At 41.6% G+C, this 22810-nt stretch carries 24 protein-coding genes and 3 other annotated features; of the genes, 21 read left to right on the top strand and 3 right to left on the bottom strand.

Annotated features, from left to right (window positions below):
• Positions 1-471: 471 nt before the first annotated feature.
• The 15 genes from ytaF (at position 472) to HF078_RS00315 (ending at position 13734) form a co-directional block, all read left to right on the top strand.
• Positions 472-1113, top strand: coding sequence for a sporulation membrane protein YtaF (gene ytaF / locus HF078_RS00385; protein WP_169289350.1), 642 nt, complete (start codon positions 472-474; stop codon positions 1111-1113).
• 57 nt (positions 1114-1170) lie between these two features.
• Complete coding sequence (coaE, locus tag HF078_RS00380; RefSeq protein ID WP_169289349.1) at positions 1171-1770, top strand: dephospho-CoA kinase; 600 nt, start codon at positions 1171-1173, stop codon at positions 1768-1770.
• 204 nt (positions 1771-1974) lie between these two features.
• Entirely contained in the window at positions 1975-3006 is a 1032-nt protein-coding gene (locus HF078_RS00375) for a glyceraldehyde-3-phosphate dehydrogenase (RefSeq protein WP_168863071.1), read from the top strand.
• 489 nt (positions 3007-3495) lie between these two features.
• Positions 3496-3870 (top strand): adenosylmethionine decarboxylase, encoded by a 375-nt coding sequence (gene speD, locus HF078_RS00370; RefSeq protein WP_010195679.1) that lies wholly within the window; start codon positions 3496-3498, stop codon positions 3868-3870.
• 115 nt (positions 3871-3985) lie between these two features.
• On the top strand, positions 3986-4390 hold the full coding sequence (locus HF078_RS00365) for a cytosolic protein (RefSeq protein ID WP_169289348.1): 405 nt from the start codon (positions 3986-3988) through the stop codon (positions 4388-4390).
• A 24-nt stretch (positions 4391-4414) separates the two neighbouring features.
• Positions 4415-4876 (top strand): transcriptional regulator NrdR, encoded by a 462-nt coding sequence (gene nrdR / locus HF078_RS00360; RefSeq protein ID WP_060664819.1) that lies wholly within the window; start codon positions 4415-4417, stop codon positions 4874-4876.
• Between the two features lie 75 nt (positions 4877-4951).
• The gene (locus HF078_RS00355) at positions 4952-6406 is read left to right on the top strand and encodes a replication initiation and membrane attachment family protein (RefSeq protein ID WP_169289347.1); all 1455 of its coding nucleotides are present in this window, start codon (positions 4952-4954) and stop codon (positions 6404-6406) included.
• Positions 6407-6535: 129 nt separating this feature from the next.
• Complete coding sequence (locus HF078_RS00350) at positions 6536-7435, top strand: diacylglycerol/lipid kinase family protein (protein ID WP_169289346.1); 900 nt, start codon at positions 6536-6538, stop codon at positions 7433-7435.
• A gap of 121 nt (positions 7436-7556) precedes the next feature.
• Positions 7557-8393, top strand: a complete 837-nt coding sequence (gene ytxC / locus HF078_RS00345) for a sporulation protein YtxC (protein ID WP_169289345.1) — start codon at positions 7557-7559, stop codon at positions 8391-8393.
• A gap of 69 nt (positions 8394-8462) precedes the next feature.
• Positions 8463-8696: a binding site (T-box leader), on the top strand.
• 218 nt (positions 8697-8914) lie between these two features.
• On the top strand, positions 8915-10846 hold the full coding sequence (gene thrS, locus HF078_RS00340) for a threonine--tRNA ligase (protein WP_169289344.1): 1932 nt from the start codon (positions 8915-8917) through the stop codon (positions 10844-10846).
• 532 nt (positions 10847-11378) lie between these two features.
• Positions 11379-11517: a sequence feature (ribosomal protein L20 leader region), on the top strand.
• Between the two features lie 56 nt (positions 11518-11573).
• Complete coding sequence (gene infC / locus HF078_RS00335; RefSeq protein WP_082380810.1) at positions 11574-12092, top strand: translation initiation factor IF-3; 519 nt, start codon at positions 11574-11576, stop codon at positions 12090-12092.
• 21 nt (positions 12093-12113) lie between these two features.
• Positions 12114-12314 (top strand): 50S ribosomal protein L35, encoded by a 201-nt coding sequence (gene rpmI / locus HF078_RS00330; protein ID WP_010195692.1) that lies wholly within the window; start codon positions 12114-12116, stop codon positions 12312-12314.
• A gap of 24 nt (positions 12315-12338) precedes the next feature.
• Positions 12339-12698, top strand: a complete 360-nt coding sequence (rplT, locus tag HF078_RS00325) for a 50S ribosomal protein L20 (RefSeq protein WP_148987850.1) — start codon at positions 12339-12341, stop codon at positions 12696-12698.
• 119 nt (positions 12699-12817) lie between these two features.
• Positions 12818-13084 (top strand): DUF1294 domain-containing protein, encoded by a 267-nt coding sequence (locus HF078_RS00320; RefSeq protein ID WP_169289343.1) that lies wholly within the window; start codon positions 12818-12820, stop codon positions 13082-13084.
• 62 nt (positions 13085-13146) lie between these two features.
• A complete protein-coding gene (locus HF078_RS00315) occupies positions 13147-13734 on the top strand; it encodes a TVP38/TMEM64 family protein (protein ID WP_169289342.1) in 588 nt (195 codons plus the stop codon).
• Between the two features lie 12 nt (positions 13735-13746).
• Here HF078_RS00315 and HF078_RS00310 read toward each other — a convergent pair whose 3' ends face one another.
• Positions 13747-14139: a sigma-w pathway protein ysdB gene (locus tag HF078_RS00310; RefSeq protein ID WP_169289341.1), complete on the bottom strand. Its 393-nt coding sequence runs from the start codon at positions 14137-14139 to the stop codon at positions 13747-13749.
• A gap of 114 nt (positions 14140-14253) precedes the next feature.
• Between HF078_RS00310 and HF078_RS00305 the strand changes: the two genes are divergently transcribed.
• The 3 genes from HF078_RS00305 (at position 14254) to HF078_RS00295 (ending at position 17129) form a co-directional block, all read left to right on the top strand.
• Positions 14254-14745 carry a dUTP diphosphatase gene (locus tag HF078_RS00305; protein ID WP_169289340.1) on the top strand — a complete coding sequence of 164 codons (492 nt, stop codon included), beginning with the start codon at positions 14254-14256 and terminating at the stop codon, positions 14743-14745.
• Positions 14746-14817: 72 nt separating this feature from the next.
• Complete coding sequence (locus tag HF078_RS00300) at positions 14818-15903, top strand: M42 family metallopeptidase (RefSeq protein WP_148965736.1); 1086 nt, start codon at positions 14818-14820, stop codon at positions 15901-15903.
• A 266-nt stretch (positions 15904-16169) separates the two neighbouring features.
• Complete coding sequence (locus HF078_RS00295; RefSeq protein ID WP_169289339.1) at positions 16170-17129, top strand: nuclease-related domain-containing protein; 960 nt, start codon at positions 16170-16172, stop codon at positions 17127-17129.
• 39 nt (positions 17130-17168) lie between these two features.
• Here HF078_RS00295 and sspI read toward each other — a convergent pair whose 3' ends face one another.
• On the bottom strand, positions 17169-17375 hold the full coding sequence (gene sspI, locus HF078_RS00290; RefSeq protein ID WP_010195705.1) for a small acid-soluble spore protein SspI: 207 nt from the start codon (positions 17373-17375) through the stop codon (positions 17169-17171).
• Between the two features lie 118 nt (positions 17376-17493).
• Between sspI and HF078_RS00285 the strand changes: the two genes are divergently transcribed.
• The 3 genes from HF078_RS00285 (at position 17494) to pheT (ending at position 22251) form a co-directional block, all read left to right on the top strand.
• Positions 17494-18252 (top strand): TrmH family RNA methyltransferase, encoded by a 759-nt coding sequence (locus HF078_RS00285; protein WP_169289338.1) that lies wholly within the window; start codon positions 17494-17496, stop codon positions 18250-18252.
• Positions 18253-18303: 51 nt separating this feature from the next.
• Positions 18304-18548 (top strand) — a binding site (T-box leader).
• Between the two features lie 239 nt (positions 18549-18787).
• Positions 18788-19822, top strand: a complete 1035-nt coding sequence (pheS, locus tag HF078_RS00280) for a phenylalanine--tRNA ligase subunit alpha (protein WP_148987843.1) — start codon at positions 18788-18790, stop codon at positions 19820-19822.
• Positions 19823-19836: 14 nt separating this feature from the next.
• Complete coding sequence (gene pheT / locus HF078_RS00275) at positions 19837-22251, top strand: phenylalanine--tRNA ligase subunit beta (protein ID WP_169289337.1); 2415 nt, start codon at positions 19837-19839, stop codon at positions 22249-22251.
• A 121-nt stretch (positions 22252-22372) separates the two neighbouring features.
• On the opposite strand, the gene HF078_RS20780 is transcribed toward pheT, so the two are convergent.
• On the bottom strand, positions 22373-22810 hold a 438-nt coding region (locus HF078_RS20780; protein WP_205831480.1), incomplete at its 5' end, for a hypothetical protein.

The raw sequence follows: 22810 nt of genomic DNA, 5'->3' as shown, positions 1-22810 counted from the left end.
AAGGAGGACTAAGACGAATACTGCTTTAGCTTGAAGGACGTAGCACCCTAGGGAATGGCAGGCAAGGAGAGCAATAGACAACCATGCCATAGGGTGAGGAGAAAGTTGGTAAGCTAAAGAAGGAGTTAGACTAGCGTATACGCTAACATTAAACGCATAAAAGAAAAAGAAGTAGAATCGGGTTCTCTTCTTAGAGGTGCAAAAAAACAAAACATAAACACCTAGTTGAGTGGGGGCCTTGACAGTTTCGTTCATATCAGGAGGCTCAACCAGCGCCCCTAGGAAAGCGAAGCCATTTGCGGAGATCCACAGCGGTGTCTAAACAATATCTAAACTCATAGACTTTTTAAGTGGCCTTAAATGAACCCCCGGTTCGTAAGGCAAAAGAAAATTAGAGCAAAAAATAAATAGAACACATCGAATGGGCTCCTGCCATATACTATCGTAGTGATAGTTAGGGAGGAGCTCTTAATGATTCCATACATCTCACTTATCCTACTAGCCTTTGCCGTTAGTCTGGATAGCTTCAGTGTTGGCTTGACATATGGCCTAAGAAAAATGCATATGCCGCTTAAATCAATCACTATCATTGCGTGTTGTTCGGCCGTCTCGCTTTTGCTTGCCATGTTAGTAGGCACCATACTTATGAAATTTCTCTCCCCTGCTTTTGCAGAGACAGTTGGTGGAAGCATTCTCATTCTTTTAGGAATGTGGGTTCTCTACCAGTTTTTCCATGCCAGTACAACCGAAGATAGTACTTCTTTTGCAGACGAACGCATACTGTTCAATCTTGAAATTAAATCCCTAGGTGTAGTTATCAACATATTGAGAAAGCCAACAGAAGCCGATTTTGACCGCTCCGGATCCATCACTGGATTAGAGGCTTTCTTTTTAGGTATTGCTCTTTCCCTTGATGCTTTTGGTGCAGGAATCGGTGCAGCTTTACTTGGTTACTCTCCCGGGGTAATGGCAATTTCAGTAGCCTTGATGAGTTCGTTGTTTGTCATCACCGGTATAAAATTGGGAAGGGTGTTTTCCACCGTTTCGTGGATTAATAAGTTCTCCTTTTTACCGGGTGTTTTGCTTATCGTTATCGGGATTATTAAAATGTAAAATGAAACATCAGAGGTTGTCTAGCGCAGCCTCTCTTTTAAAAAAGGAGGAGTGGACATGCCGTTGATTATAGGACTTACCGGTGGAATTGCGAGTGGTAAAAGCACAGTAGCCAATATGCTGAGGGGAAAAAATATACCAATTGTGGATGCTGACGTGGTAGCTCGGGAAGTCGTTGAAATTGGTACGGATACATATAAGAAACTTGTGAGTGAATTTGGAACGGACATACTTAACGATGACAAAACGCTGAACAGACCAAAGCTCGGCAGCATTATTTTTCAAGATGAAACGAAGCGGCAAAAACTGAACGACATCATGCACCCAAGCATCAGGACAAGCATGAAAGAAAAGACAAAGAACTACATAGAAGAGGGACATGATGTGGTAGTCATGGATATTCCCTTACTTTTTGAAAGCAAGCTGACACATCTTGTTGATAAAACATTACTCGTTTATGTAACGGAAAAAACACAACTGAATCGCTTAATGGAGAGAAACGACTTATCCGAAAAAGAAGCAACAGACAGAATTCGTTCCCAAATGCCCCTTACTGAAAAAGTAAAACTCTCCCATGCCGTCATAGACAACAATGGAACCATCACGAAAACAAAACAACAACTAAACCAAATACTAGAACAATGGCGTATCCAGTAACCCGGTTGATTGAACCGCCTAGAACGGAGATCAACTATAAATGCATGCAAAAACTAATAGGTTAATAGTACTAAGGGCATATCCAAAAATAGGGATATGCCCTTTTTTTATTTTTCACATGACATATAGAATTTAATTATGTTATACTAATTGCAGGATAACAGATTAATAAGTATAACATATATACAGAAATGGGGAATTTTCATGAAGGCAAAGGTTGCAATTAACGGGTTTGGACGAATAGGGAGAATGGTATTCAGACGCGCCATCCAAGAAGAAGGCTTAAATATTGTTGCAATCAATGCGAGCTATCCAGCGGAAACGCTAGCTCACCTTATAAAATACGACACAAACCATGGACGTTTCGATGCGGATGTTTACGCAGAAGACAATGCCTTAATCGTAAATGGTAAGCGCATTCAATTAGTAAGCAACCGTAACCCAGAAGAGCTTCCTTGGAAAGAAATGAATATAGATATCGTTATTGAAGCAACAGGGAAATTTAATTCTCGCGATAAAGCGGCACTTCATCTACAAGCAGGTGCTAAACGGGTCGTACTTACAGCCCCTGGAAAAAACGAAGATGTAACGATTGTCATGGGCGTAAATGAAGAAGTACTAGATATGAATGAGCATTTTGTCATCTCTAACGCTTCTTGTACGACAAACTGCCTAGCTCCAGTTGTAAAAGTGTTAGATCAACAATTTGGAATTGAAAACGGGCTAATGACAACCGTTCATGCTTACACAAATGACCAAAAGAATATTGACAACCCGCATAAAGATCTTCGAAGAGCAAGAGCTTGCGGTCAGTCCATCATCCCAACTTCTACAGGTGCGGCAAAAGCATTATCTCTAGTTCTTCCACACTTAAAGGGTAAACTTCATGGAATGGCGCTACGTGTTCCAACACCTAACGTATCGCTTGTTGACTTAGTGGTAGACTTAAAGAAACCGGTTACGGTAGAAGACGTGAATGATGCGTTCCAAAGTGCTTCCATCGGTTCTATGGATGGTATATTAGGAGTTACAATGGAGCCGCTTGTATCTGTGGACTTCAACACTAATCCGCATTCTGCGATCATCGATGGATTATCTACGATGGTGATGGGCGATACAAAGGTAAAAGTATTGGCTTGGTACGATAATGAGTGGGGTTATTCCTGCCGAGTGGTAGATCTTGTTCAATTCGTGGCTGAAAAAATGGTAGAAGCTAAAGAAGTAATGGCTGGTTAATTTTTACCTGAAACAGTATTATACTAAAATAAATGTAAGCGGTTAACATTTTGTGTTAACCGCTTTTTTGCATGTGTCGGAAAATGGAATAATTTTTTTCTAGTAATTTCTAGCTGTTGATTGGAGCAAAAGGCGAAGACTCCTAAGGGAGATAGCGCTAGGTGGAGACCCCACAGGCGAAGCCGAGGAGGCTCAAGTCAGCCCCTAGGAAAGCGCAGCCATTTGCGGAAATCAACAGCGGTGCATAACCAAGCAACTAGGTTTTTCTAATAAATTAATAGATTTCAAGAAAAAAAGTCTCAAATGCCTGTTGCAAATCTAAAATAAAAGCATTATACTATTTTTCGTGAACTTCTTGAAACGATTATGTGGCTACTTAAAGGGTTAGGACCTCTCTGGACTAACTTTCCCCCGTGGTAGTAATACATCAATCACTCTTCACCTTTGAGGAATTCATGTATTTTAAAAAATGAAAAGGGGGAACGTGAGATGGAAACAGTAGGTCGTCACGTTATTTCAGAATTATGGGGTTGCGATTTTGACAAATTGAATGATATGGATTACATCGAAAAAACTTTTGTCGATGCTGCATTAAAATCAGGTGCAGAAGTAAGAGAGGTAGCTTTTCATAAATTTGCTCCTCAAGGGGTAAGCGGAGTAGTTATTATTTCCGAATCCCACTTAACCATTCATAGCTTCCCAGAGCACGGATATGCAAGTATCGATGTTTATACATGCGGAGAATTAGATCCTAATATTTCAGCTGACTATATTGCAACTGCTTTAAATGCTCAGACGCGTGAAACAATCGAACTTCCACGTGGAATGGGTCCTGTTCAAGTAAACAAAGCAAAAGCTCTTTAAAATTATAACTAAATGCATTAAAATAAAAAGAGGTGTATAGCATGCACCTCTTTTTATTATACTCAAAAATATATCATACATAAAAAAACACAATTTAAGGGGTTGTCAGGCTAAAGTGGGAGCGATACAAAAGCTGAAAGGTATATTGACCAATCACTCGGAAACACGGGAAAATCATACAGAAGAATCCCTGCGTAGCCGGTATTATAAAACTACCAATAAGAACGCAATGAAAGCTTTACAAGAATTGTTTAACAAGATGGAAGGGGTAACGGTAAAGTCTGTTTCTGAAGAGCACGGAGAAATTGCATTGCAAGTGAACAAAGGCAGAAAAGCATTTGTCATAATCACGGTAATATCTGTCCGACCTTTTGAAACGGCAGTTGATTTTTCCGTTACAACAGAAACCAAGCTGCCTTTCGATTTTGGATACAGTCGTCAGCTGATCAAACAGATGTATGAACGGATTGATAAATCGATGATCTATATTGGATCCGGGCTGAATTCGGGGAAAAAGTAGATTGGAAACGGAGTGGAAATCATCATGAAATGTCCTGCCTGTCACCATAATGGGACGAAGGTGTTAGATTCACGCCCTGTAGAAGAGGGAAAATCCATCAGAAGAAGAAGAGAATGCGAGTCATGTTCCTACCGTTTTACGACATTTGAAAAAGTGGAAGAAATGCCGCTTATCGTTGTGAAAAAAGAAGGAATACGCGAAGAATTCAGCAGGGAAAAAGTACTGAGAGGCTTAATTCGAGCATGCGAAAAAAGACCAGTTGCCCTAAAGCAGCTAGAAGACATTGTGATGGAAGTAGAAAAAGAATTAAGAAATATCGGCATATCAGAAGTGAAAAGCGATATGGTCGGTGAAATGGTAATGGAAAGATTGTCAAAAATAGATGAAGTGGCATACGTACGATTTGCTTCTGTTTACCGTCAATTTAAGGATATCAATGTCTTCTTGGATGAATTAAAGGAAATCATTGATAAGGAACGAAAATAAGTAAGCCCAAGTGAGAGAGGAAACGTATGCCTCTCTTTTTCAATTATTTCTTTAAAAGAAAGGTTTGGATGTATCATGTCTGATCGCCATTGGAAAGAGCTGGTCCCTGTAGACCGGTATATTGTCCGTTCGAATGGAGTACTCCAGCAGTTTGACCGAAAAATTCTTACCATGCTTTATCAGCCCTTGCTTGGTTTCAGGGGATTCAGTTTATACATGACCCTTTGGAGTGAACTGGATCAAGATCGCTTATGGGGTGGAGAGACAACGCATCATGGCATTATGACAACGATGCAATGCAATTTAAAAGATATCCATCAGGAAAGAATAAAACTGGAAGGTATCGGCCTTTTAAAGACGTGGGTCAAGGAAGATGATCAGCTTCGCACTTTCATTTATGAACTTCAACCTCCACTTTCCCCGGAAGCATTCTTTTCAGAACCAATGCTAACTATCTACTTATATAATCGACTTGGAAAAAATAAATACGCAAGTGTAAAGAAATACTTTTCCGACAAGGTACTCCCTGTAGATGAATATCAGGAAGTGACACGAAGTTTCAGTGATGTCTTCCAATCGGTTCAGTCAGAAAATATGGCCTATGCAGCGAACGAAGAAATGATGGAAGAACTGCCGTTGGGTGAAGGCGAAGAATGGATGGACCGTAAAAAAGGAAGCGAGCCAAAGGTAGCCCAAGAAACCTTTGACTTCGATCTGTTTTTTGCAGGACTGTCTGAGGTGGTCATCCCGAAAAAATCCATCACCGCGAAAGTGAAGGAAGCGATTGTCAAACTATCTTTTATCTATACCATTGATCCGATATCCATGCGCGACCTCATGATGAATGTGATTGATGTAGAGGAAAAAGTAGATCTAGAAAAACTCCGCAAGGCGGCAAGGGATTGGTATCAGCTGGAATACCAAGATACATTGCCAGGACTAGTGGAGAAAACACAGCCGCTGAACTTAAGACAGTTTACGGACAAAAAGCCCGCCACAAAAGATGAACAGCTCATTCAACAATTGGAGAACGTCTCTCCAAAGCAAATGCTAACGGATCTCTCCGGTGGATCAGAACCGTCTGCCTCTGACCTTCGAATTGTTGAGGACGTCCTGTTCAAACAACAACTGACACCAGGAGTCGTAAATGTGTTACTTTATTATGTGTTGTTGAAAACAGATATGAAGCTTAACCGGAAATACGTCGAAAAGATTGCAAGTCACTGGGCACGTAAACAGGTGAAAACCGTTAGTGAAGCCATGGAACTTGCTAAAGAAGAGCATCGACAGTACCAGAATTGGGCGGATACAAAGCCAGCTTCTAAGGGTACTGGTGGAGGTAGCACCTCTAAAGCCCAAACAGGGAAAGTAGTGCGTAACCGTTTTGTTAGTTCGGATGGAGCGGCGACTGAGACGGATGCTACAAGTAGTCAGTCTGATAAGTTTAAGCAAGTAGAAGAAGATGAAAAGCAAAAGCTGATGGAACGTTTGGCGAAAATGAAAGAGAAAAAAATAAGGTTGGATCCATAAAAAAGAGGCTGCATGTACCCTTTGGGAGATGCAGCCTTCTTTTTTTGGGTGCTATATCTTAAAAAGATGTTAATACTACGAAAAAAGGGTATCGTCTATTATAAGACTAAAGAAAAGGGGAAATAACCTTTGAAGAGAGTTGCGGTGATTGTTAATCCAAATGCCGGGAACAAGAAATTAATTAATTCCATCGAACAGATAGAAGAAATGTTATCGAGCACATTTGAGGAAGTCACCATCCATCCGACCGAAAAAGAAGGGGACGGTGCGAAACTCGTTGAGGAGCTGGCAGGGCACGTAGATCTTATTATTGGTGCTGGCGGGGACGGAACCATTTTTGAATTAATTAACGCATTGGCTCCTCTTGAAAAAAGACCGATATTTGCCATCATACCAGGGGGAACGTGTAATGATTTTTCTCGAACGCTTGGAATCACGCAACACCCGTTAAAAGCAGTGGAGCAAATCCTAGAAAAGCGTACAGAAAAAGTGGACGTCGGCAAGAGTGACAATCAGTATTTCTTGAACTTCTGGGGAATCGGTTTAGTCTCCAAGGTTTCAGGCAACATCGACAGCGGGACAAAACAACTTCTCGGAAAACTATCCTATTACATCAGTGCCGGACAAACGGTAATGGAAGAGGATCCGTTTCAGCTTACAATAGAAAGTGATACAGAGTCCTATGAAGGGGATGCTGTCATGTTGCTGATCGGTAATGGTTCTTTTTTGGGCGGTATTCAATCGTTTTTCCCTTCTTCAAGCGTACAGGACGGTGAACTGGATGTGTTGATCATAAAACAAACCTCCATTGCCCAACTTTGGACATGGATGCAGACCAGACTTCAAAAAGAATTCCCAGCAGAAGGAAACGACGACCTTGTCTACTTCCGTGCAAAAGAATTGAGAATACAGGCAGCTCCCAATCAAGAAATCGATACTGACGGTGAAAAAACCTACCATACACCTTCTACTGTCTCCATTCTTCCTAATCATTTGGAAGTTATCGTAGGGAATTTTCCATTTTCATAAGAGGTATGAGATGCGCTAGTCCTTTCTATAGGGGGGATGGCGCATATTTTTTTATATTTATTCATTTTTCCATCCCCCATCCCATATACATTGAATTAGGTGTACCAAAGGGGGGACAAACTTGTTTGAGATTTCCTTTCGAAATGAATCGGACGCAACTGCGATATATATGAATGTACTAGAGAAAAATCCTGAAAGTGATTCTATCCTTTCTTTACATAAAGAAAAAATCGTCGTGGAATCAAAGGATGTTCATTTTTACAGAAATACCATTGTCCCGGTGCTGAAGTATTACATTCACCGTACCAAAGAAAAAGAATGGATATTGTCGGTATTGGAAAATACGTTTTACTATAAAGAGGAAGAAGAACAGGAACAGATTCTCTGTATTCTGCAATCTATTCTGCTGGGAGAACGGTCTGATATACCGAATCTCCCAGCTATAGAACAACGTGATGCACAGTTGGAATCTGTTATGCAGTCCTTTTTTCAAAAACCCATATCGTTTTCATTTGACTCCTTTATTACGTTCCGGTTGAAAGAATACTTTGAAGGATTGCAAGTATTTGTGGAAGCGGCAATTGATGAGTATAAGCTGGAACAGGAGTATCAATCGTTTGTCCATCAACTACGGGAATTACTGACGACCACAGATTCAAAGCTTGACGAATTGCATCTTGTCTATCAATATCAATTCGATTTTTATGATAAGTCTTTCTCACATATCCCAAAAAATCAGCTCATCAAATTTATGAACCGCACTCATTTTAACAATTATTCGTATTATATAGACTCAGTCGTACTTGCTCCACTGGTTTCTATTGCGCCTAAAAAACTGTTTCTCTACACGGATAATACTGAGCATCAGCTTGTGGAGACAATCCGAAATATATTTGAAGAGCGTGCCGTTGTTTTACCTTTTCACTATTTTGGGCAAAATAAAAGTAAAATTGATTAAAGTGACCACTTGATTTTCCTGTAACAGGAGAATATAATAACCTACATAATCAATTTTAACTTCATAGCTCAAAAAGTATCGATGAGGACATGAGTGTTTTAAAAACGGATTTTAGAGAGGGAAGTCACCGGCTGTAAGCTTCCTATCACGATTAAAACCCTAACCACCTCTGAACTTCAACAGTGAACATTGTAGTAGCTGTTGACGGGGAAATCCCTCGTTATCCAATAATGAAGCCGTCTTTTAATATCTTTAAAAGATGGGAACTTGGGTGGAAACACGGATATTAAACTCGTCCCTTATATTATATAAGGGGCGGGTTTTTTTATTTTGGTTCAGTTAATCTCTAGCTGTTAATTGGAGCAAAAGGCGAAGACTCCTGAGGGAGATAGTGCTAGGTGGAGACCCCACAGGCGAAGCCGAGGAGGCTCCAGCAGCGCCCCTAGGAAAGCGAAGCCATTTGCGGAAATTAACAGCGGTGTCAAACAGAACCTAAAAATTCTAAAGAAGAGGTGACAGAGATGTCGGAATTAATGAAAATCACATTTCCAGACGGAGCGGTAAAGGAGTTTGAACGTGGTACAACAACAGAAGATATCGCTGCATCCATCAGTCCGGGTCTGAAAAAGAAAGCAATCGCTGGAAAGCTAAACGGAGAACTCATTGACCTGCGTTCCCCGATTCAAATAGACGGAGAAATCAGCATCATCATGCAAGACTCCGACGAAGCGCTTGGAATCATGCGACACAGTACTGCCCACTTGATGGCACAGGCGATCAAACGCCTATACGGCAACGTAAAACTAGGAATTGGTCCTGTAATCGAGAACGGTTTCTACTATGATATAGACATGGAAGAATCTTTAACTCCAGAAGACCTTCAAAAAATCGAAAAAGAAATGAAGAAAATCATCAGCGAAAACTTGGATGTTGTTCGTGTGGAAGTAAGCAGAGAAGAAGCATTACGCCGCTACGAAGAGCTGAACGATGAGCTGAAGCTTGAATTGATTCGCGAACTGCCTGAAGGAGAAACGATCTCCATCTACGAACAAGGAGAATTCTTCGACCTTTGCCGTGGAATTCACGTACCATCCACTGGGAAAATTAAAGAATTCAAATTATTAAGTATCGCCGGAGCTTACTGGAGAGGCGACAGCAAAAACAAAATGCTTCAACGTATTTACGGTACTGCCTTCTTCAAAAAAGCAGAACTTGATGAGCATCTCCGTCTGTTAGAAGAGGCAAAAGAACGTGATCACCGTAAAATCGGAAAAGAGCTTGACCTTTTCTTCAACTCCCAAAAAGTTGGGCAAGGCTTGCCGTTATGGTTACCAAAGGGTGCAACAATCCGCCGCGTAATCGAACGCTATATCGTCGACAAAGAAGTGGAGCTTGGTTATGACCACGTGTACACTCCTGTAATGGGTAGCGTGGAGTTATATAAGACTTCCGGTCACTGGGACCACTATCAAGACGGCATGTTCCCTCCAATGGAAATGGATAACGAGCAACTTGTTCTTCGTCCAATGAACTGTCCGCACCATATGATGGTGTACAAAAACAGCATCCACAGTTACCGTCAGCTTCCTGTACGTATTGCTGAACTTGGCACAATGCACCGTTATGAAATGTCTGGTGCGCTTGCAGGACTACAGCGTGTACGTGGAATGACTCTAAATGATGCTCACATCTTCGTTCGTCCTGATCAAATTAAAGATGAACTGAAGCGTGTTGTTAACCTAGTTCTTGAAGTATATAAAGATTTCGGCCTGGATGACTATTCTTTCCGTCTATCCTACCGTGATCCTGAAAATAAAGAAAAATATTTTGATGACGATGCAATGTGGGAAAAAGCACAAAGCATGTTGAAGGAAGCGATGGATGAGCTTGGTCTTGATTATTTTGAAGCAATCGACGAAGCTGCATTCTACGGCCCTAAACTTGACGTTCAAGTGCGTACTGCCCTTGGAAAAGAAGAAACTCTCTCCACAGTTCAACTTGACTTCTTATTACCAGAGAAATTCGACCTTACTTATGTTGGGGAAGACGGCAAGCAGCACCGTCCGGTTGTTATCCACCGCGGTGTAGTATCCACAATGGAACGCTTTGTGGCATTCCTGATCGAAGAGTACAAAGGTGCATTCCCAACTTGGTTGGCACCAGTACAAGTACAAGTGATCCCTGTATCACCTGACGCACATTTCGACTATGCTAAAGAAGTGCAAGATCTTTTAAAATCTAAAGGAATCCGCGTGGAAATGGACGAAAGAAACGAAAAGATCGGCTACAAAATCCGTGAAGCACAAATGCAAAAGATCCCATACATGCTAGTGCTAGGCGACAACGAAATCCAAGAACGCGCAGTAAATGTCCGCAAATACGGCGAACAAAAATCCGAAACAATCTCACTAGAGAAATTTGTGGATAACTTGGTGAAAGAAGCGAAGAGATAAGCTTTTCGTCATACAGGAGGGAATGCCTTGGCTAAGGATGCTAGGGCATTCTTTTCTCTTTTAGTGGAGTTACTGATACCGCATGAGGGTGTCGAAAATGTCGTTCGGCTTGTACTCTAGGTAGTTTGGACAATAAATGCCCCACTTTGGCTCGTATTTTTCAATTTTGGACAATATTTCCCTCTGAATGGACAGTAAATGCCTAGTTTCCGACAGTAAACCCAAGCTCATATGAATTAAACAAATTTCCCTTGTCGACTGGAGTGCAAGGTGTGAGACTCCGGAGGGAGATAGCGGTAGACTTGAGACCCCGCAACGCAGTGAGGAGGCTCAAGCACCGTCCCGCGGAAAGCGACCACCCGGAACGAAAGGAGACAGGGAGTTTAACGCAAACGCCGACCTCGAGAAAAAAACTATTGCACAAACGCAATATATCTGATATCATTTAAAACGTTGTTTCATTTGATACGAATTCTTGACAATCAATCATCATTAATGATATATTATACAAGGTCAAATTGAATACTTGTTTGAGGACAAGAAGAAGCACCCGCTTCTCACCTGATTGACGCATCTGATGCAGTTGGCAGGTTTTACGAGAAAGATTTTATCTTTTACTTATGTAATCGTAAAGTGTGGGTGTATGTGTACATCCACACTTTTTTGTTTGTACAAAAGAGTAAATTGTTCGTCAAACGGTGTTCGGAATAAACCTTGGAGGTGGCTAATTATTAGCAAGGACATGATGGTAAACGATGGCATTCGTGCCCGTGAAGTACGTCTAATCGGTCAAAATGGAGACCAGCTAGGAATCAAGTCAAAAGTCGAAGCTCTAGAAATAGCAGCACGTGCTAACCTTGACTTAGTAATGGTTGCGCCTAATGCGAAACCTCCTGTATGCCGAATTATGGACTACGGAAAGTTCCGTTTTGAGCAACAGAAGAAAGAAAAAGAAGCGCGTAAAAACCAAAAAGTAATCAGCTTAAAGGAAGTTCGTTTAAGCCCTACAATTGATGAGCATGACTTCAACACGAAGCTTCGCAATGCAATCAAATTCCTTGAAAAAGGAGACAAAGTAAAAGCATCGATCCGATTCAAAGGACGTGCGATTACACATAAAGAAATCGGTCAGCGTGTGCTAGATCGTTTCTCTGCTGCATGTGCAGAAGTATCAACAGTTGAGTCCCATCCTAAAATGGATGGACGTAGCATGTTCTTAATTTTGGCACCAAAAAACGAAAAGTAATTCATATGAGGAGGAACTCCAATGCCTAAAATGAAAACTCATCGCGGATCAGCGAAAAGATTCAAGAAAACTGGATCTGGTAGCTTAAAGCGTTCTCACGCATACACAAGTCACTTATTCGCTAACAAGTCTCAAAAGCAAAAGCGTAAATTGCGTAAATCAGCTATGGTCAGCAAAGGTGATTTCAAACGCATCCGTCACATGTTAGACAACTTAAGATAATATTTTTTATAGGAGGTATTCATAATGCCAAGAGTTAAAGGCGGTACAGTAACACGCCAACGTCGTAAAAAAGTCATTAAATTAGCCAAAGGTTATTACGGTTCTAAACACACTTTATATAAAGTAGCTAACCAACAAGTAATGAAATCCCTAATGTACGCTTATCGCGATCGTCGCCAGAAAAAACGCGACTTCCGTAAGCTTTGGATCGCTCGTATCAACGCAGCGGCTCGCATGAACGGTCTTTCTTACAGCCGTCTAATGCACGGTTTGAAAGTAGCTGGTATCGAAGTAAACCGCAAAATGTTAGCTGAGCTAGCAATTAGCGACGAAAAAGCATTTGCTGAATTGGCAACTGCTGCGAAAAACAGCTTAAATAAATAATTACCCAAACAAAAGAGGCTAACATTTGGTAGCCTCTTTTGTGTTTTGATAGAATATGGTTGAGACTGAGAGTGAACTCAGTCTACAAAATGTGTGCACACATTCGAACGTCGGAGGATATGATGGAAGTACTCGTCGGTTATTATATCTTTATCAACATTGTAGGCTTTAGTATTATGAAAGTAGATAAACAAAGGGCCATCGAGCATCGCTGGAGAGTGCCAGAACTACACCTATGGGGAATTGCGCTGCTAGGCGGTGCACTTGGTGCTTGGATGGGCATGCAAACCTTCCGTCATAAAACAAAGCGCCTATTATTTCGGATAGGTCTACCATTTATAACGTTTTTACATATCGGGTTTTGGGGGTATTTTCTCATAGCTTGATAAGTTAACATAATTTATTGATAGTTGAATAAGCTTTATTAAAAACTAGGAGGCAAGCCAAAATGGACGAAAAGATGAACGTACTCTTTGTCGTGATTGAAAGTCACTGGTGGCTGGCTTCTCTTGGTTTTATTCTTTTTCATATATTAAGACAAGTTTTATTTATTCCTGTCGTCATCATCTGCATTGCCGGAGGAGCTCTGTTTGGTGGAGTAATCGGAAGCATTTACTCTGTCGCAGGCTTAACCTTATCTAGTTTATTTTTCTACTTTTTATATCAACAGTTTCCCGGCATATTTGGAAAAATTTTAAAAATGAAAGAAAGACTGTTTGGGAACCGAGCAAACTTTTCGGTTGGACAGATCACTGTCATGCGTCTTGTTCCTTTCATCCACTTCCACTTACTTTCTCTCTGCTTGATTGAAACGACAAAAAGCTTTTCCAACTATGCAAAAGCTTCTCTTCTAACCAATATTCCTCTCGCAATCATCTATACCGTCTTTGGCCAATTTATCACGGAATTTTCACCAACCGCCATGGTTGCTGTACTGATAGGACTTCTACTCCTCATGCTGGTGATGAGACAAAAAGTCGTCGTCATGAAATGGGAACAATTTTTTCATAAAGAAAAGCAATATAAAAGAGGATAGCGCATAATAGCGTTATCCTCTTTCATCTTTTAAAAACTCTTTTAATGGACTTTTCCAATCAATCAAAGCATCTGGGTATTGCTTTCGTACCTCTTTTTGGATAAATTCAAAATCATGCTTTTTCAAACCTTGCAGCTTTTCGGGATTTTTAGGCCAAATGAAAATGGAAATGACCTCGAACGCCCTATCAGTGGTCCCCAAATATTTTTCCCCTTCAAACATGACCCCTTTATAGGTCAGGAGAAAATTCTTCCTTACATTGCTCTTTTGATCAAGAAGGTAGAAATTCTTCTGTTCATGCGCTATCTCAAGCTTTCTTTTAGGGTTCAAAAGATACTTAAAAATGGAATAAATAATATAAGCCAAAAGTGCAAGTAAAGCAAGACGAATGAGAATCATAAACATATTTGCTACTCCTTCGCAAAAATACAGTTTGTATTATAAAATACCTTATATACGGGTGTAGGTATCATAAGGTTTCATTTTTTATAAAATTTTTTAAAAAAGAAGGCGATATTTTTGAATTTACAACGTTTATACGACATGCAAAGAGAACTGGATGCAAAAATCGAATCACAACATGGGTTGCGGAAGGCAGATTTGGTTGAAGAAAAGATATTGGCTTTGCTAGTAGAGCTTGGTGAATTGGCCAATGAAACTCGATGCTTTAAATTCTGGAGTGTGAAGCCTCCTGCAGAACGCGGAGTAATACTGGAAGAGTATGTGGACGGGGTGCATTTTATTTTATCCCTTGGGCTGACGTTTGGGTATGACGGTCCGGAAACTTCTAGAGGGCTTGCGGAAGAAGCATCCACGCTAACTGAGCAATTTAATAGAGTTTATCAGCTGGTCTCTACTTTTAAAAACGATCTTTCTGAGGAGAATTATTATCTATTACTGGATTCCTATATTCAATTAGGTGAAATGCTTGGCTTTGAGTGGGCCGAAGTGGAGCAGGCGTACTTGGAAAAAAACCAGGTGAATCATGAAAGGCAACAGCAAGGTTACTAATCCTTTTTACATTAGTAAGAGTTTTCTGTATAATAATTGTTGGATTGATATTTATTAAGGGGGTCGAAATACATGACAAAGCTAGATGAAACATTAACAATGTTGAAAGATCTAACAGATGCCAAGGGTATTCCCGGCAACGAAAAAGAACCACGCGACGTAATGAAAAAATACATAACGCCATTCGCTGATGAAGTATTCACAGATGGACTGGGAAGCTTAATTGCTAAAAAAGTCGGGAAAGCGGACGGACCAAAAGTAATGGTTGCAGGTCACTTGGACGAAGTAGGTTTTATGATTACACATATCGATGACCGCGGATTCCTTCGCTTCCAAACGGTTGGCGGCTGGTGGTCCCAAGTAATGTTGGCACAACGCGTAACAATCGTAACTTCTAAGGGCGACGTAACTGGTGTGATCGGTTCTAAACCACCACACATCCTGCCTCCGGAAGCACGCAAAAAACCTGTAGACATTAAAGACATGTTCATTGATATCGGTGCATCCAGCCGTGAAGAAGCACAAGAGTGGGGAGTACGCCCTGGTGACCAGGTTGTACCTTACTTCGAATTCACTGTTATGAACAACGAAAAGATGCTTCTTGCAAAAGCATGGGATAACCGTATCGGCTGTGCTATCGCCATTGATGTGTTGAAACAGTTGAAGGGTGCTGACCATCCAAATGTGGTATACGGTGTAGGAACAGTGCAAGAGGAAGTTGGCCTTCGTGGTGCGAAAACTTCCGCAAACCTGATCCAACCTGACATCGGATTCGGTGTGGACGTAGGAATCGCAGGGGATACTCCAGGCGTAACGGAAAAAGAAGCACTAAGCAAAATGGGGAAAGGCCCACAAATCATCCTTTATGATGCATCCATGGTCTCCCACAAAGGTTTACGCGACTTTGTAACAGGTGTAGCCGACGAAATGGAAATTCCATATCAGTTCGACTCTGTTGCAGGAGGCGGAACAGATTCCGGTGCCATCCACTTGACAGCTCAAGGTGTACCGGCACTTTCCATCACCATTGCAACACGCTACATTCACTCTCACGCAGCAATGTTGCACCGTGATGACTATGAGAACGCGGTGAAGTTGATTGCAGAGGTTATTAAGAAGTTAGATGCTGATACAGTAAGTAGATTGACGTTTGATTGATAGTTTTTGGAAGGCCTGCCGTGGCGGGCCTTTTGTTTTTTGATGGGGAATTAGGGGTTATTGGTCTCTTTTTTGATAAAAATTGGGATGAAATTCATTTTGGCACCAACTCGGTGTGTTTTGGCACGAACTCGGGCAATTTCGGCACGAACTTGGTCCTTTTCCGCACAAACTCACTATAAAACGGCACCAACTCTGGTAATTTCTCTGCACGTCATTGTTATATTATGGTAAAATCAACCCGATTAAACTATTTGGAGGGAAAAATGATAATAAAACCACTCGAAAAACCGTTAACAATCAGAAAGTTAGAAGCATTGTTGAGAAGAATTGATAAAAATCACCCAAAAAGACCTCAAATTGAGCAAGATCTGGCCAAAAGAATGGCAGGCTACAAAGGTGAGCAGTCCATGGAGTATCATTTATCGTTTTTGGATGAGCGCAAATACTATATCTTGCATGCATTAAGACTAAAATCATCTAGTAACTTCTGCTTTCAAATGGATGTCCTCCTCTTAACCTCAAAATATTTCCTCATCATTGAAATTAAAAACATCATCGGCCAAGTCACATTTGAAAATCATTTCGCTCAATTCATTCGGTCATTAAATGGCATAGAAGAAGGTTTCTATAATCCGTTAGATCAAGTGAAAAAACAGAAACTAAGACTAGATTCTTTTATAGAAAGTCAAAAGATGAAGCGTCCTCCAATAAAATCCCTTGTTTGTTTTACTAATCCCCAAACCATTATCAGATCAGACTCACGAGTGAAAGCTTCACAATCCGTCATGCATGCACATAATCTTTTTTCAAAACTAGAAGAGCTAAATCAACAATTCGACTCGTCCATATTTACTGAAAAAGAACTATTAAAGATTTCGCGAAAATTATTAAAGCAGCATTGCGAGGAAGATATTAACATCCTTGAACGATATGATATAAAGCCTGAGGTGATTATTAAAGGAGTAGCATGTCCTGGTTGCTTCAACTTTGCCATGAACAGGAAGAGTGGATCATGGCTTTGTGAAAAATGCAATTTGAAATCTAAAGATGCCCATTTAGGAACCCTGGAAGATTACCGCTTACTTTTCGGTAAAAACATCACCCATCAAGAGTTAAAAGAATTTCTAGGGTTAGCAACGAATTCAACCACGTCTAAAATTATCTACTCTCTAGGACTAACACACTGCGGCTCAAAATACAGGAGAACCTACAAACTAAAGTAAAAAACAGCCCCTCAAAAAGGAGCTGCTTTTGGTCCAATACTATTTCAATCCATCCTCTAAAGTTGAGAGCATTTCAGCTTTGTCCTGCTCAGAAGAATTCTCCCAAATCACTTCAAACAACACGCCTAAACCTGGAAGCATTTTTTCTTCGCCTTTATTGATGGCATCTAAGATTGTCTCTCTAAGCTGGTCTTGAGAATTTCCTTCCACATTCTGACGGATCGCATGACGTAAATTCAAATTCATCCTTATCACCTCGTAGGGAAAATAGTATCAACACCTAGCATGTCCAACATATAGTTTAATTATGTGTGCAAAATGCGTATAATAACAGTAATGAGTAGCGGAAAAGGAGAAACAAGTATTGAAACATATAGAATCCATCAAGAATAATAAAGTGAAACAGTGGAAAAAGCTGCAGAAAAAGAAAGAACGTGAACAATCCGGAACTTTCATCATTGAAGGATTTCACCTTGTTGAAGAGGCTTTGAAAGTGGACAACCTTGTGGAAGAAATCATCATTTCAGAAGATCGCATCATCCCGAATGAGTGGGACCTTAACCATGTGGAACTAATATATGCTGTTCCCAATGTGTTAAAAGAAATCAGTGAAACGGAAACACCACAAGGAGTCGCAGCAATTTGCAGAATTCCGGCACAACACACACACACAATCCAACCTAACCAAAAAATTCTTTTACTCGATAATGTTCAAGATCCGGGAAATGTGGGCACCATGATAAGAACAGCAGACGCTGCCGGAATGGACATGGTTATTTTAGGAGAAGGTTGCGCTGATCTTTATAGCTCAAAAGTGATTCGTTCCACACAAGGATCGATATTTCACCTGCCGATAGCAAGAGGTGATCTCAAGAGCTATATTCTACGATGTAAAGAGCTCAACACACCTGTTTACGGGACCTCCCTGCAAAATGGATTGCCGTTCCAACAAGTACAACCATCCCAATCTTTCGCGCTGATTCTTGGCAATGAAGGAAAAGGAATGGCCCAAGAACATCTCGACATGACAAATCAGAACCTTTATATCCCTATCCATGGACAAAGTGAATCCTTGAATGTCGGGGTAGCAGCGGGAATTTTAATGTATTATTTACGTGGATAGAGTTGCATCTGCCACATGTTTTCAATATAATATAAAAATAGTTACATACTGAACAAAACAATGAGAGAGGCAAGTAACTCATTTCAGACCTTAACAGGGAAAAGGTGCCGCAGACTGAAAGCATCTTAAAGGAAGAAAGAGTGAACATTTCACCTCTTGAGTGACACTTGGACCAGCAGGCATAAGCGATGCTGTAAAGGTGGACCGGTTAGATAGCCGTTATCTGGAACAGAGCGAACAAAGAGTAATTTTGTCTTTGTTAACTAGGGTGGTACCGCGAATATCTCGTCCCTTTTTGAGGGGCGAGTTTTTTTGTTTCTGTTATAAGGAAATAGTTAGAATTTAGCACCTATTAGCTGTTGATTGGAGCACAGGGCGAAGACTCCGGAGGGAGGTAGCGGTAGACTTGAGACCCCTGAAGCGTTGTGAGGAGGCTCAAGCACCGCCCCTCGGAAAGCGAAGCCCGGTGAGGAAATCAACAGCGGCGTTAAACAGAATATGAATTTTTAAAATAATGAACCAAGGAGGAATAGATGTGGAACAACGATTGAAGGAATTAGAGACACTTGCCATTGAGCAAGTAGAACAAGCACAAGACTTAAAAGCACTAAATGAAGTTCGTGTGGCGTACCTTGGAAAAAAAGGTCCTATCACGGAAATTTTAAAAGGAATGGGTAAGCTTTCAGCAGAAGAGCGCCCGAAAATGGGAGCACTGGCTAATGTTGTCCGTGGAAATGTTGCTGAGAAAATTGAAGCAAAGCAGGCTGAACTTGAGAAGGCAGAAGTAGCGAAAAAGCTTGCATCTGAAACAATTGATGTAACATTACCTGGCCGCCCGGCACCAACAGGAAATCCGCACCCATTAACAAAAGTAATCGAAGAAATTGAAGACCTGTTCCTTGGAATGGGCTACACAATTACAGAAGGCCCGGAAGTTGAAACAGACTACTACAACTTCGAAGCATTAAACTTGCCAAAGGATCACCCGGCTCGTGATATGCAGGATTCTTTCTACATTACTGATGAGGTGCTTTTAAGAACACAAACTTCCCCTGTTCAAGCAAGAACGATGGAAGCGAATAAGGAAAAGGGGCCAATCAAAATAATTTGTCCTGGTAAAGTGTATCGCCGTGATGACGACGATGCGACTCACTCCCACCAATTCACACAGATTGAAGGACTTGTGATTGACGAGAACATCAGCATGAGCGATCTTAAAGGAACGCTTGAAACGTTTGCGAAAAAGATGTTTGGCGAAGACCGAGAAATTCGTCTGCGTCCTAGCTTCTTCCCTTTCACAGAGCCGTCTGTTGAGATTGACGTAACATGTGCGAAATGTGGAGGTAAGGGCTGCAGCATGTGTAAAGGAACTGGCTGGATTGAAATTCTTGGTGCAGGTATGGTTCATCCGCGTGTGCTTGAAATGTCTGGTTATGATCCGAAAAAATATCAAGGATTTGCTTTTGGGATGGGACCTGAGCGTATTGCGATGCTTCGTTACGGCATTGACGATATCCGCCATTTCTACACAAACGATCAACGTTTCGTGAAGCAATTCAATCGAGTTTAAGAGGAGGGGAAACTATGTTAGTATCTTACAATTGGTTAAAAGATTACGTAAATATAGATGATATTACTGCCGAAGACTTGGCAGAGAAGATTACAAGAAGCGGTATTGAAGTAGAAGGCGTGGAAGTGCTGAACGACGGTATCAAAGGTGTCGTAGTCGGTCACGTCTTAGAAAAGGAACAGCATCCAAATGCGGATAAGTTGAACGTATGCCAAGTGGATCTTGGAAACGGAGAGACTTCACAAATAGTCTGTGGAGCTAAGAATGTAGACAAAGGTCAGAAAGTAGCAGTGGCAACTGTTGGGGCAGTGCTTCCTGGTAATTTTAAAATAAAGCGTGCAAAGCTACGCGGCGAAGAGTCTAACGGAATGATTTGTTCTCTGCAAGAACTAGGTATTGGTACTAAGCTTGTTGCCAAAGAATTCTCTGAAGGGATTTTCGTATTCCCAAATGATGTGGCAGTTGGAACAGATGCACTAGAATACCTAAACCGCAATGATAAAGTAATGGAACTAGGGCTTACACCAAATCGCTCAGATGCTTTAAGCATGCTTGGTGTGGCATATGAAGTCGGAGCCATCCTTGGCCGCGAAGTAAAATGGCCATCTACTGAATATGAAGCAAACAGTGAAGAAGCTTCTGATTATATATCCGTAAATGTGGACGCTTCTGAAGACAACCCATTATATGTAGCAAAAGTAGTGAAAAACGTGAAAATCGGTCCTTCACCGCTTTGGATGCAAGGTCGTCTGATGGCAGCAGGAATTCGCCCACACAATAACGTAGTCGACATCACAAACTACATTTTATTAGAATATGGTCAGCCATTACATGCGTTTGATTATGATCGTTTTGGCAGCAAGGAAATTCTTGTACGCCGTGCTCGCAAGGATGAGAAAATCACAACCCTTGACGATGCAGAGCGTACGTTAACAGAAGATCACCTTGTTATCACAAACGGAACAGAGCCTGTCGCGCTTGCCGGTGTAATGGGTGGAGCGGATTCAGAGGTTCAATCAGATACAACGACTATCCTGCTTGAGTCCGCATACTTCAATGGAGTGACTGTACGTAAAGCATCAAAAGATCACGGTCTGCGCAGTGAAGCAAGTGCCCGCTATGAAAAAGGAATCGATCCGAACCGTACACGTGAAGCAGCAGAGAGAGCTGTTGCACTAATAGCAGAATACGCTGGCGGTGAAGTGGTCGGTGGTTCCGTGGAAGTAAACACACTGAAAATAGAACCTGCTGTGGTCACCACAACTGTCGAAAAAATTAATAGCGTGCTTGGAACTTCCATCACTGCTGCGGAAGTGAAAAATATTTTCACGAAGCTGCAATTTGAGGTATCTGAAGATAACGGCAGCTTTACAGTTACCGTTCCAACTCGTCGTGGGGATATCACGATTGAAGAGGACCTTGTTGAGGAAGTGGCTCGTCTTTACGGATACGACAACATCCCAACAACATTGCCTGTAAGTGCAGCAACACCTGGCGTGTTGACTCCATATCAAGCGAAGCGTCGTAAAGTTCGCCGTTACCTGGAGGGTGCTGGTCTAATCCAAAACATCACGTACTCCCTGACAAGCGATGAGCGCGCGAAGCAATTCGCCCTGGAAGATGGAAAAGCGATCCGCCTAGCGATGCCGATGAGTGAAGAGAGAAGTACATTGCGTCTAAGCCTTGTGCCGCATCTTCTAGAAGCACTACAACACAATATCGCTCGTTCCTTGCAAGCGAACGCAGTATATGAAATTGGGTCTGTATTCATCGGAAAAGATGGAGCTGTTTTACCTGAAGAAAAAGAACGTCTTGCTGGTGCACTAACAGGTCTATGGCAGCAACATCCATGGCAGGGAGAGAAAAAAGCAGTTGATTTCTTTGTAGCCAAAGGAATTTTGGAAGGCATGTTCTCTATGCTTGGAGTGAGTGAAACAATCACTTACACTCGCTCTGAAAAAGACGGCTTACACCCTGGACGTACGGCGGAAATTTTACTGAATGGAGCAAGCATTGGTTTCATCGGTCAGCTTCATCCAGAAAAATTAAATGAGCTAGATCTACCTGAAACATATGTGTTCGAGCTCTCCTTAACAGCACTGCTTGGGGAAAGTATCGGAGAAATCCAATACGAAGCAATTCCGCGTTTCCCATCCATCAGCCGCGATATCGCGCTTGTAGTGGACCGTGAAACTCCAGCAGGTGAACTAGAAGCAGTCATCAAAACGACTGGTGGTTCTCTTCTGAAAGAAGTTCAGGTATTCGACGTGTACGAAGGTGACAAAATCGACTCATCCAAAAAATCAGTCGCTTTCGCATTACGCTACTACCACCCAGATCACACATTAACGGACGAAGAAGTAACGAAAGTCCACACAAAAGTACTTCAAGCAGTCGAAGAAAAATTCAACGCAGTATTAAGAAGCTAATATAAACGAAAAAGGGATTCCAAATGGGATCCCTTTTTTGTGCTTTTTTTTGGGGTAATGAAAAGCATTCAACACAGGTAATTTCATTGACCTAAAGGTTAACAAAATCTTTCTAATCTAGTTAACTGAAAAACCAGTAGTGTTTATGTAACGTGATTTCTAGCTGCGGATTGGAGCACATGGCGAAGACTCCTACTGGAAAGTTAACGGAGGAGGTGTCTCTCCGCCCGAAATTCTTCCAGGAAAGCAAAAACGGTAGCAGAGCAGGTGTCTCTCTGCCCGAAACTCCACCCCATAAGCAAAAACGGTAATAGAGCAGGGTTCTCTCCACCCGAAACTCTTCCAGGAAAGCAAAAACGGTAGCAGAGCAGGTGTCTCTCCACCCGAAACTCCTCCGGAAAAACAAAAACGGTAACAGAGGAGGTGTCTCTCCGCCCGAAACTCTTCCAGAAAAGCAAAAACGGTAATAGAGCAGGGTTCTCTCCACCCGAAACTCTTCTAGGAAAGCAAAAACGGTAGCAGAGGAGGTGTCTCTCCGCCCGAAACTCTTCCAGAAAAG

Origin of the sequence: Bacillus sp. RO2 (assembly GCF_012911845.1) — a bacterium.
Taxonomy (GTDB): Bacteria; Bacillota; Bacilli; order Bacillales; family Bacillaceae_I; genus Sutcliffiella_A.
Note: the sequence above shows the minus strand (reverse complement) of the source record. Positions and strands in the feature narration are given on the sequence as shown.

What these genes read in the sequence shown, in the direction of transcription:
- coaE (WP_169289349.1), top strand. Translation starts at nt 1,171, where the DNA reads ATGCCGTTGATTATAGGACTTACCGGTGGAATTGCGAGTGGTAAAAGC.
- HF078_RS00315 (WP_169289342.1), top strand. Translation starts at nt 13,147, where the DNA reads ATGGACGAAAAGATGAACGTACTCTTTGTCGTGATTGAAAGTCACTGG.
- HF078_RS00300 (WP_148965736.1), top strand. Translation starts at nt 14,818, where the DNA reads ATGACAAAGCTAGATGAAACATTAACAATGTTGAAAGATCTAACAGAT.
- rplT (WP_148987850.1), top strand. Translation starts at nt 12,339, where the DNA reads ATGCCAAGAGTTAAAGGCGGTACAGTAACACGCCAACGTCGTAAAAAA.
- HF078_RS00320 (WP_169289343.1), top strand. Translation starts at nt 12,818, where the DNA reads ATGATGGAAGTACTCGTCGGTTATTATATCTTTATCAACATTGTAGGC.
- pheT (WP_169289337.1), top strand. Translation starts at nt 19,837, where the DNA reads ATGTTAGTATCTTACAATTGGTTAAAAGATTACGTAAATATAGATGAT.
- HF078_RS00355 (WP_169289347.1), top strand. Translation starts at nt 4,952, where the DNA reads ATGTCTGATCGCCATTGGAAAGAGCTGGTCCCTGTAGACCGGTATATT.
- HF078_RS00375 (WP_168863071.1), top strand. Translation starts at nt 1,975, where the DNA reads ATGAAGGCAAAGGTTGCAATTAACGGGTTTGGACGAATAGGGAGAATG.
- ytaF (WP_169289350.1), top strand. Translation starts at nt 472, where the DNA reads ATGATTCCATACATCTCACTTATCCTACTAGCCTTTGCCGTTAGTCTG.
- HF078_RS00310 (WP_169289341.1), bottom strand. Translation starts at nt 14,139, where the DNA reads ATGTTTATGATTCTCATTCGTCTTGCTTTACTTGCACTTTTGGCTTAT.
- speD (WP_010195679.1), top strand. Translation starts at nt 3,496, where the DNA reads ATGGAAACAGTAGGTCGTCACGTTATTTCAGAATTATGGGGTTGCGAT.
- thrS (WP_169289344.1), top strand. Translation starts at nt 8,915, where the DNA reads ATGTCGGAATTAATGAAAATCACATTTCCAGACGGAGCGGTAAAGGAG.
- nrdR (WP_060664819.1), top strand. Translation starts at nt 4,415, where the DNA reads ATGAAATGTCCTGCCTGTCACCATAATGGGACGAAGGTGTTAGATTCA.
- rpmI (WP_010195692.1), top strand. Translation starts at nt 12,114, where the DNA reads ATGCCTAAAATGAAAACTCATCGCGGATCAGCGAAAAGATTCAAGAAA.
- HF078_RS00295 (WP_169289339.1), top strand. Translation starts at nt 16,170, where the DNA reads ATGATAATAAAACCACTCGAAAAACCGTTAACAATCAGAAAGTTAGAA.
- sspI (WP_010195705.1), bottom strand. Translation starts at nt 17,375, where the DNA reads ATGAATTTGAATTTACGTCATGCGATCCGTCAGAATGTGGAAGGAAAT.